The 15887-nt window shown below is 50.7% G+C and carries 19 protein-coding genes; 7 read left to right on the forward strand and 12 right to left on the reverse strand.

The features are described 5' to 3' along the window. Nucleotides 1-7: 7 nt before the first annotated feature. Genes fdoH through fdhE form a run of 3 tightly spaced genes read left to right on the forward strand, consistent with a single transcriptional unit; the run spans nt 8 to nt 2468 of the window. A complete protein-coding gene (gene fdoH / locus HV243_RS23825) occupies nt 8-910 on the forward strand; it encodes a formate dehydrogenase O subunit beta (RefSeq protein WP_053388921.1) in 903 nt (300 codons plus the stop codon). Beyond that, nucleotides 907-1542, forward strand: a complete 636-nt coding sequence (gene fdoI, locus HV243_RS23830) for a formate dehydrogenase cytochrome b556 subunit (RefSeq protein WP_003028686.1) — start codon at nt 907-909, stop codon at nt 1540-1542. Before fdoH ends, fdoI begins: the two co-directional genes overlap by 4 nt. After that, entirely contained in the window at nt 1539-2468 is a 930-nt protein-coding gene (fdhE, locus tag HV243_RS23835) for a formate dehydrogenase accessory protein FdhE (RefSeq protein WP_003028685.1), read from the forward strand. The genes fdoI and fdhE overlap by 4 nt, the downstream gene beginning before the upstream one ends. Nucleotides 2469-2504: 36 nt before the next feature. Here fdhE and HV243_RS23840 read toward each other — a convergent pair whose 3' ends face one another. Both HV243_RS23840 and HV243_RS23845 read right to left on the reverse strand, forming a co-directional pair. Beyond that, nucleotides 2505-2879, reverse strand: a complete 375-nt coding sequence (locus HV243_RS23840; RefSeq protein WP_053388922.1) for a type II toxin-antitoxin system VapC family toxin — start codon at nt 2877-2879, stop codon at nt 2505-2507. After that, on the reverse strand, nt 2879-3121 hold the full coding sequence (locus HV243_RS23845; protein ID WP_016155181.1) for a CopG family transcriptional regulator: 243 nt from the start codon (nt 3119-3121) through the stop codon (nt 2879-2881). The genes HV243_RS23840 and HV243_RS23845 overlap by 1 nt, the downstream gene beginning before the upstream one ends. Nucleotides 3122-3325: 204 nt before the next feature. On the opposite strand from HV243_RS23845, the gene HV243_RS23850 reads away from it, so the two are divergent. From HV243_RS23850 to HV243_RS23860, 3 genes are all read left to right on the forward strand, one after another. Beyond that, nucleotides 3326-4255, forward strand: coding sequence for an alpha/beta hydrolase (locus tag HV243_RS23850; RefSeq protein WP_149330683.1), 930 nt, complete (start codon nt 3326-3328; stop codon nt 4253-4255). Between the two features lie 84 nt (nt 4256-4339). Beyond that, a complete protein-coding gene (locus tag HV243_RS23855; protein ID WP_053388923.1) occupies nt 4340-4648 on the forward strand; it encodes a type II toxin-antitoxin system HigB family toxin in 309 nt (102 codons plus the stop codon). Then, nucleotides 4648-5100 carry a helix-turn-helix domain-containing protein gene (locus tag HV243_RS23860; protein ID WP_053388924.1) on the forward strand — a complete coding sequence of 151 codons (453 nt, stop codon included), beginning with the start codon at nt 4648-4650 and terminating at the stop codon, nt 5098-5100. Before HV243_RS23855 ends, HV243_RS23860 begins: the two co-directional genes overlap by 1 nt. A gap of 17 nt (nt 5101-5117) precedes the next feature. Here HV243_RS23860 and fabY read toward each other — a convergent pair whose 3' ends face one another. The 10 genes from fabY to yihU all read right to left on the reverse strand — a co-directional run bounded on the left by fabY (nt 5118) and on the right by yihU (nt 14791). Further along, the gene (gene fabY, locus HV243_RS23865) at nt 5118-6059 is read right to left on the reverse strand and encodes a fatty acid biosynthesis protein FabY (RefSeq protein ID WP_053388925.1); all 942 of its coding nucleotides are present in this window, start codon (nt 6057-6059) and stop codon (nt 5118-5120) included. Nucleotides 6060-6103: 44 nt separating this feature from the next. After that, nucleotides 6104-6541 (reverse strand): D-aminoacyl-tRNA deacylase, encoded by a 438-nt coding sequence (dtd, locus tag HV243_RS23870; RefSeq protein WP_003028671.1) that lies wholly within the window; start codon nt 6539-6541, stop codon nt 6104-6106. Next, nucleotides 6538-7410 (reverse strand): virulence factor BrkB family protein, encoded by an 873-nt coding sequence (locus HV243_RS23875; protein WP_019077938.1) that lies wholly within the window; start codon nt 7408-7410, stop codon nt 6538-6540. The genes dtd and HV243_RS23875 overlap by 4 nt, the downstream gene beginning before the upstream one ends. Continuing rightward, the gene (gene yihX, locus HV243_RS23880; protein WP_016157873.1) at nt 7404-8003 is read right to left on the reverse strand and encodes a glucose-1-phosphatase; all 600 of its coding nucleotides are present in this window, start codon (nt 8001-8003) and stop codon (nt 7404-7406) included. Before yihX ends, HV243_RS23875 begins: the two co-directional genes overlap by 7 nt. Nucleotides 8004-8093: 90 nt before the next feature. Further along, entirely contained in the window at nt 8094-8984 is an 891-nt protein-coding gene (locus HV243_RS23885) for an aldose epimerase (protein WP_053388926.1), read from the reverse strand. Nucleotides 8985-9014: 30 nt separating this feature from the next. Further along, a complete protein-coding gene (locus HV243_RS23890) occupies nt 9015-10340 on the reverse strand; it encodes an MFS transporter (RefSeq protein ID WP_016157871.1) in 1326 nt (441 codons plus the stop codon). Between the two features lie 102 nt (nt 10341-10442). Next, a complete protein-coding gene (locus tag HV243_RS23895) occupies nt 10443-11876 on the reverse strand; it encodes an MFS transporter (RefSeq protein ID WP_053388927.1) in 1434 nt (477 codons plus the stop codon). A 69-nt stretch (nt 11877-11945) separates the two neighbouring features. Continuing rightward, entirely contained in the window at nt 11946-12956 is a 1011-nt protein-coding gene (locus HV243_RS23900) for an alcohol dehydrogenase catalytic domain-containing protein (protein ID WP_016157869.1), read from the reverse strand. Nucleotides 12957-12987: 31 nt separating this feature from the next. After that, entirely contained in the window at nt 12988-13875 is an 888-nt protein-coding gene (locus HV243_RS23905; protein ID WP_016157868.1) for an aldolase, read from the reverse strand. Between the two features lie 25 nt (nt 13876-13900). Further along, nucleotides 13901-14791, reverse strand: coding sequence for a sulfolactaldehyde 3-reductase (gene yihU / locus HV243_RS23910; protein WP_181603897.1), 891 nt, complete (start codon nt 14789-14791; stop codon nt 13901-13903). 172 nt (nt 14792-14963) lie between these two features. On the opposite strand from yihU, the gene HV243_RS23915 reads away from it, so the two are divergent. Beyond that, nucleotides 14964-15860, forward strand: a complete 897-nt coding sequence (locus HV243_RS23915) for a sugar kinase (RefSeq protein WP_016157866.1) — start codon at nt 14964-14966, stop codon at nt 15858-15860. Nucleotides 15861-15887: the final 27 nt, after the last annotated feature.

Raw genomic sequence — 15887 nt, forward strand, 5'->3', positions numbered from 1 at the left:
ACGACCTATGGCTTATCAATCGCAAGACATCATTCGTCGTTCCGCCACTAACGGTTTCACCCCCGCGCCTCAGGCGCGGGGCCATCAGGAAGAGGTGGCGAAGCTTATCGACGTCACCACCTGTATCGGCTGTAAAGCGTGTCAGGTGGCGTGTTCTGAATGGAACGACATCCGTGATGAAGTGGGCAACAACGTTGGGGTGTACGACAACCCGGCTGATTTGACCGCTAAATCCTGGACGGTAATGCGCTTCTCGGAAGTGGAACAAAACGACAAACTGGAGTGGCTAATCCGCAAGGATGGCTGTATGCACTGCGCCGATCCGGGCTGCCTGAAAGCGTGTCCGGCCGAAGGAGCAATCATTCAGTATGCCAACGGTATCGTCGACTTCCAGTCCGAGCAGTGCATCGGCTGTGGCTACTGTATCGCGGGCTGCCCGTTCGACGTGCCGCGCCTCAACCCGGAAGACAATCGCGTTTACAAATGTACGCTGTGCGTTGACCGTGTAGTGGTCGGACAAGAACCAGCCTGCGTGAAAACGTGTCCAACCGGCGCTATTCATTTCGGCACCAAAGAGTCGATGAAAACGCTGGCCGGTGAGCGCGTGGCGGAGCTGAAAACGCGTGGTTACGAAAACGCGGGTCTGTACGATCCGGCAGGCGTTGGCGGTACGCACGTGATGTACGTATTGCACCATGCGGACAAGCCGAATCTGTACCACGGTCTGCCGGAGAACCCGGAAATCAGCGCCACCGTGAAGTTCTGGAAAGGCATCTGGAAACCTCTCGCAGCCGTCGGCTTTGCAGCGACATTTGCGGCCAGTATCTTCCACTACGTCGGCGTAGGCCCGAACCGTGCGGAAGAGGAAGAAGACAATCTGCATGAAGAAAAAGACGAGGTGCGCAAATGAAACGACGTGACACCATCGTGCGCTACACGGCGCCGGAACGCATCAACCACTGGATCACCGCCTTCTGCTTCATTCTGGCGGCAGTGAGCGGGATGGGTTTTCTCTTCCCGTCGTTTAACTGGCTGATGCACATCATGGGCACGCCGCAACTGGCGCGAATTGTGCACCCGTTTGTCGGCGTGATCATGTTTGCCTCGTTTATCATCATGTTTTTCCGTTACTGGCACCACAATCTAATCAATCGGGATGATATCTTTTGGGCGAAGAATATTCGTAAGATTGTCGTCAACGAGGAAGTAGGTGACACGGGACGTTATAACTTCGGCCAGAAATGCGTATTCTGGGCGGCGATTATCTTCCTGGTCCTGTTGCTGGTGAGCGGAGTGGTCATCTGGCGTCCGTATTTTGCGCCTGCTTTCTCAATCCCGGTGATCCGATTCGCGTTAATGCTGCATTCATTTGCCGCAGTAGCGTTAATTGTGGTTATCATGGTGCACATTTACGCCGCCCTTTGGGTGAAAGGCACCATTACCGCGATGGTGGAAGGATGGGTTACCAGCTCATGGGCGAAGAAACATCACCCGCGCTGGTACCGTGAAGTCCGCCAGAAACAGGAAAAGTCATCTGAATGAGTATTCGCATAATCCCGCAAGATGAGCTGGAGAAGAGCGAGAAACGCACGGCGGATATGATTCCGCCGTTATTATTCCCCAGACTCAAAAATTTGTATAACCGCCGCGCTGAACGTCTGCGCGAGCTGGCCGAGAACAACCCGCTGGGTGATTACCTGCGTTTTGCCGCGCTGATCGCTCACGCGCAGGAAGTGGTGTTGTACGACCATCCGCTGCAGATGGATCTGACCGCTCGCATCAAAGAAGCGAACGATCAGGGCAAACCGCCACTGGATATCCACGTTCTGCCACGCGACAAGCACTGGCAAAAACTGCTGCAATCGCTAATTGCTGAGCTGAAGCCGGAAATGAGCGGCCCTGCGCTGGCCGTGATCGAGAATCTGGAAAAAGCCTCGGAGCAGGAGCTGGAACTGATGGCCAGCGCGCTGTTTGCCTCCGATTTCGCCTCCGTCAGCAGCGACAAAGCACCGTTCATTTGGGCTGCCCTGTCGCTCTACTGGGCGCAGATGGCGAGCCTGATCCCCGGCAAAGCCCGTGCGGAATACGGCGAACAGCGTCAGTACTGCCCGGTGTGTGGTTCAATGCCGGTCTCCAGCATGGTGCAAATCGGTACCACTCAGGGGCTGCGCTATTTGCACTGCAACCTGTGCGAAACCGAGTGGCACGTGGTGCGCGTGAAGTGCAGCAACTGTGAGCAGAGCCGTGATTTGAACTACTGGTCGCTGGATAACGAACAGGCGGCAATTAAAGCTGAAAGCTGCGGCGATTGCGGGACTTACCTGAAGATTCTCTATCAGGAAAAAGACCCGAAAGTCGAGGCCGTAGCCGACGATCTCGCTTCACTGATGCTGGACGCACACATGGAGCAAGAGGGCTTTGCCCGCAGCTCCATCAACCCGTTCCTGTTCCCGGGTGAAGGGGAGTAAGTTCTTTGCACTACCGGGCGGCGCAGGTCGCCCGGGTTATAACGTATACGGTGTGACCACGCCGGATATGCCTGCAAAATCCCTGGTATTACGCGTAACCAGTGTAAGACGATGAATCTGCGCAGTGGCCAAAATGATGGCATCCGGCAATTTCATCCCATATTCCTGCCTGATACTCACGCTTCGTTCAGCAATATCCTGTGAAACACCGATCACATTAAAAGCGCCTAGCGCAACGCGTGTGCGAAATTCCTGATGATATTTTTTTGCGCCCACCATCAACTCCATCCATGTAATGAGGCTGATTGCGTTCTGCGGCGGCCATGTTTCTATCGCTAGTTTTGCTTCACTTCGCCCGCTAAACAGGTCGATGAGGATGTTGGTATCAAAAAGCGCAGATCCTGTGACCATTACCATTCCTCACGGAGTTTACGCTGATAATCAACGCCATCTTCCTCACAACCTTGCCATAGCCCAAGAGCACGTGAAATTGTCGTTTCAGCTTGATCCTGCCTCTCAAGATACTGTTCAACAGCCTCCCGCAAAAGCTCGGCCCGCGGCAGATTACGCTGCACCTTGAGATCATCAAGACGTTTGATCACTTCGTCTGATAAATCGAGTAAAATTCTGCCCATATCCATCCCAGCCATCATACTCACATATACCTCCAGTATATCATTGGCGATTAATTTCCACACAACATACACCCGAGAAAAGCGAGAAAATAGACTTCACGCGAACGATTTTTACTTTTGCGAGCCGCTTTCCAGAATCGTACACCCGTCACTTTTCCCATTCTCATTCGTGGCTATCCAGGTTATAAAACTGTATATCCATACAGATAAGGAAAATAATAAATGGCACTGGAAAGCGGGATTGCACAGCTGGTTGAGGCATTTATCGCGGCGGGACGCCCTTCTTCGCGCGAGCAAAATATTGATGACCGGAGAGCTGGCTACATTGCCAGCACGGTACTGGCAGGAGAAACTGAAACCCGCGTACAGGTTGAAGATATTGAACTCGATGCAATGACATTTCGCGTTGTTTCGCCGCGGGGCGCCACGGGAAATCTACCCTGCGTTATCTATTATCACGGCGGCTGCTTTGTCAGTGGCGGATTCGCGACGCATGATAACCAGCTAAGGCAGCTCGCCTGGTACAGCGGCTGTCGAGTCATTGCGGTGCAGTATCGCCTTGCACCAGAGCATACTTTCCCGGCTGCACATAACGACGCTGAAACGGGAGCCAATATTATCTGGAAATATGCCCAGAAACTGGGTGTCGACCGCGGCAGGATTACGCTTGCTGGCGACAGTGCGGGCGGGCATCTGGCGCTGGTCACCGCACTGCGCCTGAAAGCTGCCAATCAATGGCAACCTGCGCAGCTTATGCTGATTTACCCGATGCTGGACGCAACCGCCAGGTTTGAGAGCTACGACCGAAATGGGCAGGATTACATTATCACACGTGACACGTTGCTTTCGGGTTACGAGATGTATTTGCCGCAAACCGATCTGCGGCATCCCGAAGCCAGCCCAGTCTGGCGTGAAGACTTCAACGGTCTGCCGCCCACGCACATCATTACAGCCGAATTCGACCCACTGCGCGATGAGGGCGAGGCCCTGTATCAACGGTTCCAGGAGCAGGGCGTGGAGTGCACCTGCCAACGCTATCTTGGCGTTATCCACGGATTTTTCCAGCTGGCAGGAGTGAGTCAGGCGGCACGAAATGTTATGCGAGATGTGGCCTGGCGCGTCGTTAATCCTATAGCAGGAAGACATGCTTGATTAATCTTTTGTTTTCATCTTGAAAACTTAATTGCCTTGCGTTATTTTGCTTTCAGGTTGAAAACTCTGTAATGGAACTACACCATGCATGTTATCAGCCGAAAACCTTTCAACGAGGCAATACTCCGTTTTCCAAACCACATGGCAGCACTCGTTGATTTGCTGAATATTTTAGAGAAAAAAATGTTCCACACTCCTGAAGAGATGAAGCAGTACATACCTTCACTGGATAATTTTAAATACAGAAATAAATGGTGGGTGATTAATGTTTCAGGTAACTGCTTGAGACTTATTGCCTATATTGATTTCAAACTGCAAAAGGTATTTGTGAAGCATATCGTTCACCATGCCGAGTATGACAGACTAACCACATACTATCGGGGTCACAAATAATGAGAACGCATGAAAGCCATCAGATAGACACAGCCAGTGTAAAATTGATGATCGATACCTTTACCGATGCAGTGAAAAAAATCCCCCTGTTAGGCAAAGAACAAAATGAGGCAGAGTACCGAAAAGCACTCGCTTTGGTGGAGTATCTGGTTGATCGTGACGACCTGGAAAACCCGTTGTTTGAGCTGCTTTCAGCTCGGATCCGCGACTACGAAAAACATGCGCCTGAGTTCAGTGCCCTCAACCAACAACTGGAACATACTCCTCATGGCGTTACGTTACTGCGTACGCTCATGGATCAATATGGTCTCAAAGCAGCAGATCTTGCCAACGAACTTGGTTCAAAATCCAATGTCAGCAACATCTTGAATGGTCGCAGAGCACTGACTGTAAGTCATATTAAAATGCTCGCAGAGCGCTTTAACCTTCCGGCAGACGCATTCATCGAGTAAAGAGGATCCCCTCTGACCTACTCTTCCTCATTCCCGCCCTCTTCATATGCGCCAAACGGTTTCGCGGGTAGCACAATGTAGGTACCTTCAAACACAACGCCCGGCGTGTCATCGCCAAACACCCCGACCTGCATCTGAACGCGCGCCTTGCGGCCTCTTGCCAGACGGTCCAGGTCACCGCTCAGCGAGCCCAGATCGGCAATAGCGGTAGGTTTCCCGGTAATTGACCTGCTGTATCGGATATGCGCGTCGGCGAGGATTATCGTCCCCCCCAGATGACGCTCGCGCAGCATCAGCCAGATAAGCCCCCAGCCCGTTAACGTCGCCAGTGAAAACAGGCTTCCGGCAAACAGCGTATGGTGCGGGTTCTGATTGCCTGTCTCTGGCATCGTCGTAATAAATTTCTGCCCGGTGTACTGCTGAATGCGCACGCCCATTTTCTCACTCAATGGAATATGTTCGTACCAGGCTTGCTGTAGCTGTCCGCACCAGTCCCCGCGATGGAGAATGTCGTCCAGCGTTGCGATGGGCTTAATCATCAAAAAATGGCGCACCGGCGTGGTTTGCGGCGTGGTAATTTCGCCCTGACTCACAAACCCCAGTTTGGCGAAAAATTCGACCGCATCTTCACGGGCGCTACAGGTTACGCGCTTTACCCCTTCCTGACGCGCCACAGACTCCAGGGTCATCGCCATCAGCGTGCCCAACCCTTTCTCCTGCACAGAGGGGTCAACGGCCATAAAGCGTATGGAGGCTTCGTTATCCGCATTGATATACAAACGCCCAACCGCGACCAGATTTCCCTCTTCGTCCACCACCATCTGGTGATGCGCCATCGCGTCCCAGGCATCCCGTTCGGAGCCTTTGGGCTGGTGCAACGGTTTACGCAACATCTCCCAGCGAAACTGGTAGTAACGCTCCAACTCTTCTTCTGTTTGCGGTACTCGAAGGTGATACATAGTCGTATTCTCTCTTGTTGCCCGCGGCCACACCGGTAGCTGGTTCATACTTGTAACCAGAACGTCACGGGGCCATCATTAACCAGTGAAACCTGCATATCCGCAGCGAATCGACCGGTTTGCGTATTCATTTCCTGTTGGCGGCAACGCTCAACAAAGTATTCATACAGCGCTTCTGCCCGCTCGGGCGCAGCGCCTTTCGAAAACCCCGGGCGCATGCCACGTTCGGTATCTGCCGCCAGCGTGAACTGTGAAACCACCAGCACACTGCCACCTGATTGCTGCACGTTGAGGTTCATTTTTCCTTCGGCATCGCTAAAGATTCGATAGCCGAGTACGCGCTCGCACAGACGGTTCGCTTTCTGTTCGTCATCATCCCTTTCGACACCTAACAAGACCAAAAGTCCTGGGCCAATTTCACCCGTCACCTCACCCTCCACGGTGACGCTGGCACGGGTTACGCGCTGAATTAATGCAATCATGGTTGATCTGCTTCTTCTTGTTCTGCGGCTTGTTTAAGTTTGCGGTATTCCCCGAGAGTGACAGTTATTTCCGCGCCTAGCAAGACGATACACCACGTCCAGTATACCCAGACAAATAAAATGGGGATCACCGCCAGGACACCGTAAATGAGCTGATACGACGGAAACATCGTGATGTAGAGCGCAAATCCTTTCTTTCCGGCCTCGAACAACACGGCGGCCACAAAGGCGCCAATAACCGCATCACGATTGGGTACACGCGTAGTCGGTACAATGCTGTAAAGCAGCCAGAACGAGAGCCAGGAAAGCACCAGAGGGAAAATACGCAAGACGTCATCAATCACCGAGTTGAGATCGCTGGCCCAGCGCAATGACAACAAATAAGAGCTGATCGCCAGACTGGCCCCCGCCAGCAGCGGCCCCAGCGTTAAAATCATCCAATAGACGGCGAAAGAGTAAACTTTGGGACGAGTGCGCTTACTGCGCCAGATAGTATTCAGAGCATTATCAATGGCATACATCAGCAATAACGCCGTGACAATCAGCCCACATGCCCCAACGGCCGTCATTTTGTTCGAGTTGGCGACAAACTGTTCGATATAACGCTGGATGACGTCTCCCGTCGCCGGGATAAAGTTTGCAAAAATAAAATGACGTAGCTGGGCACTGACGTCGGAAAACATCGGAAATGCGGCGAAAAGAGCAAACACAACGGCGATAAGCGGCACTAATGAGAGCAGTGAAACGTAGGCAAGATTCCCTGCCAGCGTCGTCATGTTGTCCTCATCAATCCGCTGCCATAGTAGCTTCAGCCAGGCCCGTACAGGACGCGTATGGTGCCTGGCTTGTTGCTGAACATTTTTTAGCATAACAACTTCGCGAAATAGTCAGGAATGGTCGTTTTATCGACGACCTGGATACTGGTAATCCCTAACCGGTTAGCTCCTTCAATATTATCGGCGTTGTCGTCAAAAAAGACCGCATCGTCCGCAGAAAAACCTTCAGACTGCAGGACATGCTGGTAAATCCGCGCTTCCGGTTTTCGCATGCCCAGATCCTGGGAAAGATAAATATGGTCAGCAGCCTGACGAATTTCAGGATATTCATCCGGCCAAAATGTTGTGTGCAGACGGTTAGTATTCGACAAGACGACCACCCGATGCCCCTGCTCACGCAGCTTATGCATGATGTCGATGACTTCAGGGCGCAATGCCACAAAAACGGCCTGCCAGCCGTGAGAGAACTGCTCGTAACTTAGCGGCAGCGCCATGTCATGACATAGCGCCTCGGCAAAGGCTTCATCCGTTATTTCACCTCGCTCGTGCTGGTGAAAAGCCTCCCCCATGGTGAAACTTTGCTTCAGCGAGGCCAGCGGTACACGGCTCAGATCGCTCCATGTGCCCAACACGCGGTTGAAGTCGATATCGACAATCACATTACCTAAATCAAAGATATAGAGCATGCCCTTCTCCTTATTCGCCGTGGATGAATAACTGTAGCGGGAAAGGAGAAGTTTGACTATGCGTCCCTGTTGGGATTATTGGCTAAGCCATCAGAATTCCTGTGCAAATTGCCAGCGTGACTCAATCACCAACGGAAGACCTGCACTGACAAACTGCGGTGTCCTATTTATCGCATTTGGCGCCTGAGTAAGCGGATTGGCACAAGTTGCATCGGGCTGTTTATCAAAGACAACCAGACTTTGCGCACTCGATGTCATTGTCATACTCAGCTTACCAGGCCACTGTAATCTGACATTGAGACCGTTATTAAAACCAAAGCAGTCATCCCACGGACCTGATTGTGGAGGGATTTTTTTACCGGTTGGTAGCTCATTGTTTCCAGCCTCTTCCTGCCAATCAGCATCAAAAATTACCTGTAATTGTTCTTGTTCATTCTGCTGGTCGAGTCGTTTTGCAAACCAAGGGTGCCATCCAGCTGATGCAGGGAATGTTTCAGACAAAGTATGAATTTCTAAGCGTAGAATTAGCGCATCGTCTTCAATGGTCAGCGTTTGCAGGACCTCTCCTTGCCATGGCCATGGAGCGCCCAGTGGCATGCGCAGTTTCAAGGTATCCGCTTTATGTTCGACAATTTCCCATGATGAATAACAGGCCATACCATGTAGAGCATGAGGCGGTTTGTTAGCAGGTAATGCGTACTGTTTCTTCCCTACTGTCAACGTTGCATCGCCAAGGCGGCCTGCCCAAGGAACCATAGGAAAGCAGCCATACTGAAATGCTTTACGCTGTGGCTCCCATTGACGTAACACTTCAAAACCAAATGCCTGTAGCGAGGTGATTCTGGCACCATCACGCGGAAAAACTTGCAGACGTAAATGTCCTTTTTCCAGCAAAATAGGTTGACCGATCGGTCCCGGCCAGGCGGCATCAAAAGCACGCTGTAATGCTTGATAATGCTCAGTATTCAATTCATTGTTCATGTTATTGCTCTCTGATATTTCGGTAAGAAGTTAAATGTTATTAGCGTCATTTTTATTGTCTGAATGTGGCTCGATAAGCCAGACGCAAATGAATGAAAGTATTGAGATAACAAACAGAAACAGTGCTACATACCACGGTTTCCCGCCTCCCAGCGCCAACAAGCTGGAGGCAATTAGCGGGCTTAACCCACCCAGAATTGCGGAGAACTGATAGGCAAATGAAAGACCCGTATAACGCACTCGTGTTCCGAACATACGAGTAAATAAGGTGGGCTGTACTGCAAACATCATCGTTGGCCCCAGGTTATAGCCAAGAATCATGCAGCACCAGATGATAAGTGTGCTTTTCGTATCCAGCAGCAGGAAGAATGGGAATGCAAAAAGGATGCAAAAACCAGCGCCAAATAAATACATCTTCCGTTGCCCAACGCGGTCAGAGATCCAACCAATTAATGGACAACATACAATGCCAATTGCTGAGGCGATTAGCATGCCGTTGAGTGGAATATCCCTTGATAATGCCAACTGGCTGGAAATATAGACAATACCAAAGGCATTAATGATGTTCGACGAAACGCTCTCCGCCAGCCTGGCCCCTAGCGCCAACAGAATGTTACGTGGATGCTTACGGAAAAGTTCAATCAACGGTGGTGCTGATTGTTCCTGTGAGACAGCCGTTTTTTGTTTTTTAAAATCCAGTGTTTCTTCAGTATGTAATCGTATGAACATCCCAACAATTAACATGATGGCAGAGAGCCAAAAAGGGATACGCCATCCCCAGGCCAGAAACTCTTCCTGGGTCAGGAAGTGATTGCATAATGCAAACACCCCTGTCGCCAGCATAATCCCAACCGAGGCTGCCGTTTGTGGGAGCGAACCTAAAAACCCGCGCTTCGCCTCAGGCGCAGATTCAATAGTCATCAATGCAGCCCCGCCATATTCCCCACCCAGACCGAACCCCTGCACCAGACGAAGAACCATCAATATAATCGGGGCCCAGATACCAATGTCCTTGTATGTTGGTATGAAGCCGATTAAAAACGTTGAGGAACCAACTATCGCTAACGTCCAAATCAACGTTATTTTGCGACCGACTTTATCGCCAAAATGGCCAAAAACAATGCCCCCTAGCGGACGTGATAGAAAACCCACACCAAAGGTCGCGAATGCGGCGATTAAACCAATAAAAGGATCGCTATCAGGGAAAAACAGGGGAGCAAAGACTAGCCCTGCTGCCGTTCCGAAAATAAAAAAATCGTACCATTCCATCAACGCGCCAGCGAAACTGCCCATGACAACGCGTCTCATGGCTTTGCCGGATAGCTCTTTCCCTGGTACATGTTCTATTTCAGCCATACTTTTCCTCTCCGGGTCGGCGAGAAATCTGCGCAATAAAATCACTAAAAAAGCGGCGGATATACGAAAAAGCGCGTCGACATGTTGCGACGCGCTTGCTTGTTATTTATCCAGCTCAGCCAGTACCTCAGCGTCTTCAGCGTCAACGTTTGCACCAAGTGGTTCCCACTTAATCAACACGCATGTCAAGAAGCCGAGAAAAGGAACAATTGCCAGCCAATAGAACGCTTCTGTCTTTAATGCACCCCACAACATTGGCCAGAAAATAAGCCCGGCAATCGCCCCAGTACGCATAATTGCACGAGCAAATCCTACGCCTGTCGGGCGAATAGATGGCGGATAAGAAAGTGTGGCAATGGTCATTCCCAGGCCGCCCGGGCCCGCTGAATGGAAGAAAATGATCGCGCCCAACAAACCTAAAGAAAGCCATGGGTTGGTGGTTGCTAATGCACCTAAAGCCAGTAATGCAACCGTTACGACGGCGAAACCATACATCGACTGAAGGCGAGTTCCCAAACGCTGGAGGATAAGTGAACCAATCAATCCACCTGTAATGCCACACAGGGCATTCACTACCGCAGAACCGCTAAGTGCCCCGGTTAATCCACCGCTCAGTATTCCCGCCAAAGTCAGCGGTAAATAAACGCCCACGGCGTTGTATTGCCAGGCTTGCATCGTCGCCACAACGCAGCCGAGAATGGTACGATTGCGATAACGTGAGTTAAATAAAATCCCATACCCGCCATGAAACTTACTTTCTGTTTTTTCAGCAGAAATATCATCGCTTTTTGACTTGGCAGCAACGCGAGCATGAACACCATAGCGTTTAGCCAGAATATCGCAGGCTTTATCATAACGTCCGACTCGTGCGGCCCACATTGCGGATTCGCCAATGAAGAAATAGCGTAGGATCATGATAATGATGGCAAAAATAGCACCAATGAAAATACCATAGCGCCATAATTGCTCTTCTGCGATACCCGACAACAGCAGTGGAAGCAGCACAAGATAGACGACCGTAGTTGATACATACCAGGCCATTTGCCAGAGATTAACCGATGAACCGGTTTTCTTAGATGTTGAGCCGCGTAGTTCTGCCACCGCATTTGTTGCCAGCGGGAAATCAATACCCAAGCCAAATCCCATGATTACGCGACACACCAGCACCCACCAGATGTTCGGGGCTATCGCGACAGCTGCGGCACCTATTGTGCACAGGCCCATTCCGATGATAAATGCACGCTTTTGACCAAAGCGGTTAATCACACGGTTCGCCAGCAATCCACCAATCAGAGCGGCAACTAAAACAGAGGCGTTAACCGTCGCCGCTAGCCCCGGCGAAATACCAAATTGCAATGCAATATATTTATTACCAAACCCCACCATCGCCGCCTGATAGGCATCAATTAGAATGCCGCCAAGAGCGATAAAAATGACGCCGACACTGGTGTTTACTGCTGAATGTTTATTAACAATATCAATCACGTCCTGGGGACGACCGATCGAGTAAGGTGTAGGACTGGTGATGTGACTCATCGCAGCATCCTTTTTCATTGTTGTAGGATGGCGCTACCCTTAAGCAGCGCCAGACAGAGGGTTACAGCATCAAACCTCAGCAAATTGCAGCATGACTTTTATAGAGTCATTTTGCTGCGCACGTTCAAACGCCTTATCCGCATCTTCGACAGGGAAGAGATCGGTCACCAGTTCGCTGGTGTCAAACCGCCCATCCGCAAGCCATTCAATCACGGCATCGAAGTCTTCCGGGATATACATGCCGGAATTCAACAAATCGCGTTCGAAGCGCTGCATCATCGGAAGAGGAATTTCACGTGGGCCACTCGGTACCCCCATGCACACTACCGTTCCGCCAGCATAAACGTGGGTAAATGCATCATTCAGCGTGGTCTGGGCAGCAACAACATCAATTGCCCCCGTAAAACGGACCTGTGCATCCAATTCCCCCGGAGCCCAGACTTCCGTGGCACCTAGCTTTAACGACAACGCGCGCTTAGCGGCATCAGGTTCGATGACGGTGATCTTTCCCGCGCCCATGATGCGCAATGCTTGAACGATGGATAAGCCAATTGTCCCTGCACCAATCACTAGTACACTTTCCAATGACGCTTTCGGCATACGGCTCACGCAATGACGCGCGCAGGCTGCTGGCTCAGCGAAAGCCAGTGCTTTTAGTGGTAACGAAGCAGGTGCAACATGGCAGTTTCGTGCAGGTACAATGTGCTGCGAGCGGGCAAAACCCGGCGCCCGAAAGCCAGCAACCTGTGGCGGCTCACACAGATTAAAGCGACCCGCTTTACAAGCACGACACTCCATGCAGGCCATTATTGGGTCAACTACGACATGATCGCCCAGCTTAACATTCGTCACTTCACTGCCCACTTCAGTTACGCGTGCCGCAATTTCATGTCCAGGCACAACCGGAGGTTTTGCAAATGGGTGCCCTCCCTTCAGTACATGCAGATCAGAGCCACATATTCCGTAAAACACCGGAGCAATGCGGACTTCTTGCGGTTTAAGTTCCTGGTGCGGCAGCTCAACATATTGGGTGGTCACCTTCCCAATATCAGAAAATAGAACTTGGGTAATCTTATCCATGGTTCTTCTCCAGATTCGTTAAAATGGGTGATTAACGCTGAGAAATCCCTTCATCGACGATTTCTGCCAGGCGTTGTAAGCGTGGAACCGACACATCACGCAACATTGTTTGCGGATCTTGAGCACCAACAACCGATGCCCAAACGGCACGCCCTGCCAGGAATCCGGAAGCTCCCCCCTTCATGGCGATACGGACCGCGCGGCCAAAAATATCCGCATCAACACCAGAAGAGAGAATGACCCACGGCATTTTCATTTGTTCATGCAACTTTTGACACGCAGCAAGTAGGGTCTGTTCATCACCTTTGCCGCCTAATGGCATTTCAGCTTTATAGAGGTCAGCATCGGTGCAGCCGAGTTCAGCCGCTGCGGCAACGATGGCGCTTTCCCGGTCAAATTCCCAACCACGACGAGGAGGTCGGACAACCGGCTCAATGATGCTGACCAACCCTGCGCTACGGCAGCGTTGAACAAACTCAGCCACCATAGCCAAACGTTCTTCTGCAGGTTCATCTTCACGCCACAGCACCAACAACTTCATGGCTTTCGCACCCATTTCGCGGGCTTTATGCGGATCAATCGCTCTATCAATTTCGACACTATCAACTGGAATACCATTACCCGGAACAAAATGGTCAGCCGCCACAATCAGTCCACATGAATCAGCGACTGCACCTTGAGAGACAATCTGATCGAGACAAAATTGTTTATCTGCCAGAACCGCTGAAGCGTAGGGAGACAGAATTTGTGTTGCTGCAACTTTAAAATCAGTCAATACGCTGTCGGCAACCGGTTTAGGATATCCAGACGCTGCAAACATCAGGCGCATTGCTTCACGCTGATCAACGGCCAGCATGGCAAATCCACCGCCAGGGCGAGAAATATCTTTCAGCGTGTATGGGGTATTGTGGGAAGACATAATAACTCCTGTAACTGTTTAAAATTTATAGTGAATCTGGTCGGCCAGCCTGCTGACGAACCTGAGATAACAACGCACTCCAGTCCTGACGGCCTCGACCGTTCTCGCTGGCACGGGTGTAATAGGTTTCTGCTGCAATGCCCATATTGAGCGGCGCACCGGTCTGACTAGCGACATCGACGGCAATACGCAGGTCTTTCAACGCGAGGTCCACCATGAATGCCGGAGAAAGATCTCCTTTAAGTACCTTGCCAGGCCAGGTTGTCGTAAAGTGCCCCTTACCTGCGGCAGTACCGCTCATGACCTTAATGGCCACATCAAGGCTCAAACCCAATGATTCGCAAAGTACAGCGGCTTCCGCTGACAAGGCGTTCAGCGCAATACTCATATAGTTATTGATGAGCTTTACACGGATCCCCATACCGGGACCGCCAGCTTCCACCAGTTCATTTCCCATACACATCAGCACAGGGCGAGCGCGTTCAACCTGTTCAGGCGTTCCACCAGCAAGAATCAGCAGCGTGCCGTCAATCGCGTTAACTGACGTTCTGCCCACGGGGGCATCCATCATGCTGATGCCTTTCTCTCTCATCTCATGAATCAATGCATTGGTCTGCAATGGATGAATCGTGGACATGTCAATAACCAATGCATTGGGGGACAGGCCTTCACTGACGCCATCTTTACCCAGCAGAACTTGCCGAACGATGTCGCCATTTGGCAGCATAGTGATAATGAATTCAGCATCTTTAGCGGCTTCAGCAGGGGTTTGAGCAGCAGTCGCACCTTTTTGTACTAATTCATTGACTGCCTGTTGGTTTACGTCGAACACACGCAAAGCATGTCCCTTTTGCAATAGATTATTAGCCATTGGGCTGCCCATCTGGCCCAAGCCCAAAAATGCAACGGTTGTCATGAATGCTCTCCTGTCTCAGGTTGACAAAATAATTACAATTAAAAATTCGTTTTCGTCTGTTTTTGAGCATATTTGTAATTTATGACTAAAAACAAGACACATGTCACTAATTTGATCATTTATGTCATTAAAATGAACAAAAGAAGACAAGATCACACAGGAATAAACAAATATGACCAGAATTGCTTGTATTGGAATCACCGTTCAGGACCGTATTTATTCTTTAAACGACCTGCCCAATGGCGGGGGTAAATATCAATCTAATCAATACCTTGAAACAGGTGGCGGCCCAGCCGCAACAGCGGCTGTCGCCATTGCCCGGCTCGGTATTGACGTTGATTTTATAGGTCGCGTAGGCGATGACAGTTGCGGGAATACTTTGCTTAACGAACTTCAGGTCTGGGGGGTTAATACCGAGTTTTGTCGGCAATACCCGAATTCCCGTTCATCTCAGTCCGCAATATTGGTCGATCAGCACGGAGAACGCATCATCGTGAACTATCCAAGCCCAGATCTTGGTACAGATGCTCAGTGGTTGGAGTCGATTGATTTTTCTCGATATGACATCGTTCTGGCCGATGTACGTTGGCATGAAGGGACGTTGAAATCCTTCGAGCTGGCACGTGCCGCAGGTGTCCCAACACTGCTGGATGCCGATATGACTCCACAAGACATAACCCCATTGGTAGCACTTGCCGACCATGCAGTTTTTTCAACCCCAGGTCTGAAGAGAATGACCGGGCAGAATGATGCACAACTGGCACTTAAACTGGCCTCTAAGCATACCAATGGTAAAGTGTACGTTACGCTTGGTAGTGAAGGATCACTATGGATTGAAAATGGGCAAACGTGCCAACAAACTGCATTTTCTGTCAATGTTGTGGATACAACTGGGGCAGGCGATGTTTTCCACGGTGCTATGGCGGCAGCTCTCGCAGAGAAAATGTCTACTGATCAAGCTATCCGTTTCGCAAGTGCTGTGGCGGCGATGAAATGCACTCAGGCAGGCGGACGAGCCGGAATTCCTAATCGTGCGCAAACCGAATCATTTTTGTCACTTTATGCGTAAAATAGCCGACAATTACGGGGAAGAGGT

It is taken from the genome of Citrobacter sp. RHBSTW-00599 (assembly GCF_013784065.1).
Classification (GTDB): Bacteria; Pseudomonadota; Gammaproteobacteria; order Enterobacterales; family Enterobacteriaceae; genus Citrobacter; species Citrobacter braakii.

Excerpts from the sequence above, each read along its gene's own strand:
- fdoH (WP_053388921.1), top strand. The coding sequence starts at position 8 with ATGGCTTATCAATCGCAAGACATCATTCGTCGTTCCGCCACTAACGGT.
- fdoI (WP_003028686.1), top strand. The coding sequence starts at position 907 with ATGAAACGACGTGACACCATCGTGCGCTACACGGCGCCGGAACGCATC.
- fdhE (WP_003028685.1), top strand. The coding sequence starts at position 1,539 with ATGAGTATTCGCATAATCCCGCAAGATGAGCTGGAGAAGAGCGAGAAA.
- HV243_RS23840 (WP_053388922.1), bottom strand. The coding sequence starts at position 2,879 with ATGGTCACAGGATCTGCGCTTTTTGATACCAACATCCTCATCGACCTG.
- HV243_RS23845 (WP_016155181.1), bottom strand. The coding sequence starts at position 3,121 with ATGATGGCTGGGATGGATATGGGCAGAATTTTACTCGATTTATCAGAC.
- HV243_RS23850 (WP_149330683.1), top strand. The coding sequence starts at position 3,326 with ATGGCACTGGAAAGCGGGATTGCACAGCTGGTTGAGGCATTTATCGCG.
- HV243_RS23855 (WP_053388923.1), top strand. The coding sequence starts at position 4,340 with ATGCATGTTATCAGCCGAAAACCTTTCAACGAGGCAATACTCCGTTTT.
- HV243_RS23860 (WP_053388924.1), top strand. The coding sequence starts at position 4,648 with ATGAGAACGCATGAAAGCCATCAGATAGACACAGCCAGTGTAAAATTG.
- fabY (WP_053388925.1), bottom strand. The coding sequence starts at position 6,059 with ATGTATCACCTTCGAGTACCGCAAACAGAAGAAGAGTTGGAGCGTTAC.
- dtd (WP_003028671.1), bottom strand. The coding sequence starts at position 6,541 with ATGATTGCATTAATTCAGCGCGTAACCCGTGCCAGCGTCACCGTGGAG.
- HV243_RS23875 (WP_019077938.1), bottom strand. The coding sequence starts at position 7,410 with ATGCTAAAAAATGTTCAGCAACAAGCCAGGCACCATACGCGTCCTGTA.
- yihX (WP_016157873.1), bottom strand. The coding sequence starts at position 8,003 with ATGCTCTATATCTTTGATTTAGGTAATGTGATTGTCGATATCGACTTC.
- HV243_RS23885 (WP_053388926.1), bottom strand. The coding sequence starts at position 8,984 with ATGAACAATGAATTGAATACTGAGCATTATCAAGCATTACAGCGTGCT.
- HV243_RS23890 (WP_016157871.1), bottom strand. The coding sequence starts at position 10,340 with ATGGCTGAAATAGAACATGTACCAGGGAAAGAGCTATCCGGCAAAGCC.
- HV243_RS23895 (WP_053388927.1), bottom strand. The coding sequence starts at position 11,876 with ATGAGTCACATCACCAGTCCTACACCTTACTCGATCGGTCGTCCCCAG.
- HV243_RS23900 (WP_016157869.1), bottom strand. The coding sequence starts at position 12,956 with ATGGATAAGATTACCCAAGTTCTATTTTCTGATATTGGGAAGGTGACC.
- HV243_RS23905 (WP_016157868.1), bottom strand. The coding sequence starts at position 13,875 with ATGTCTTCCCACAATACCCCATACACGCTGAAAGATATTTCTCGCCCT.
- yihU (WP_181603897.1), bottom strand. The coding sequence starts at position 14,791 with ATGACAACCGTTGCATTTTTGGGCTTGGGCCAGATGGGCAGCCCAATG.
- HV243_RS23915 (WP_016157866.1), top strand. The coding sequence starts at position 14,964 with ATGACCAGAATTGCTTGTATTGGAATCACCGTTCAGGACCGTATTTAT.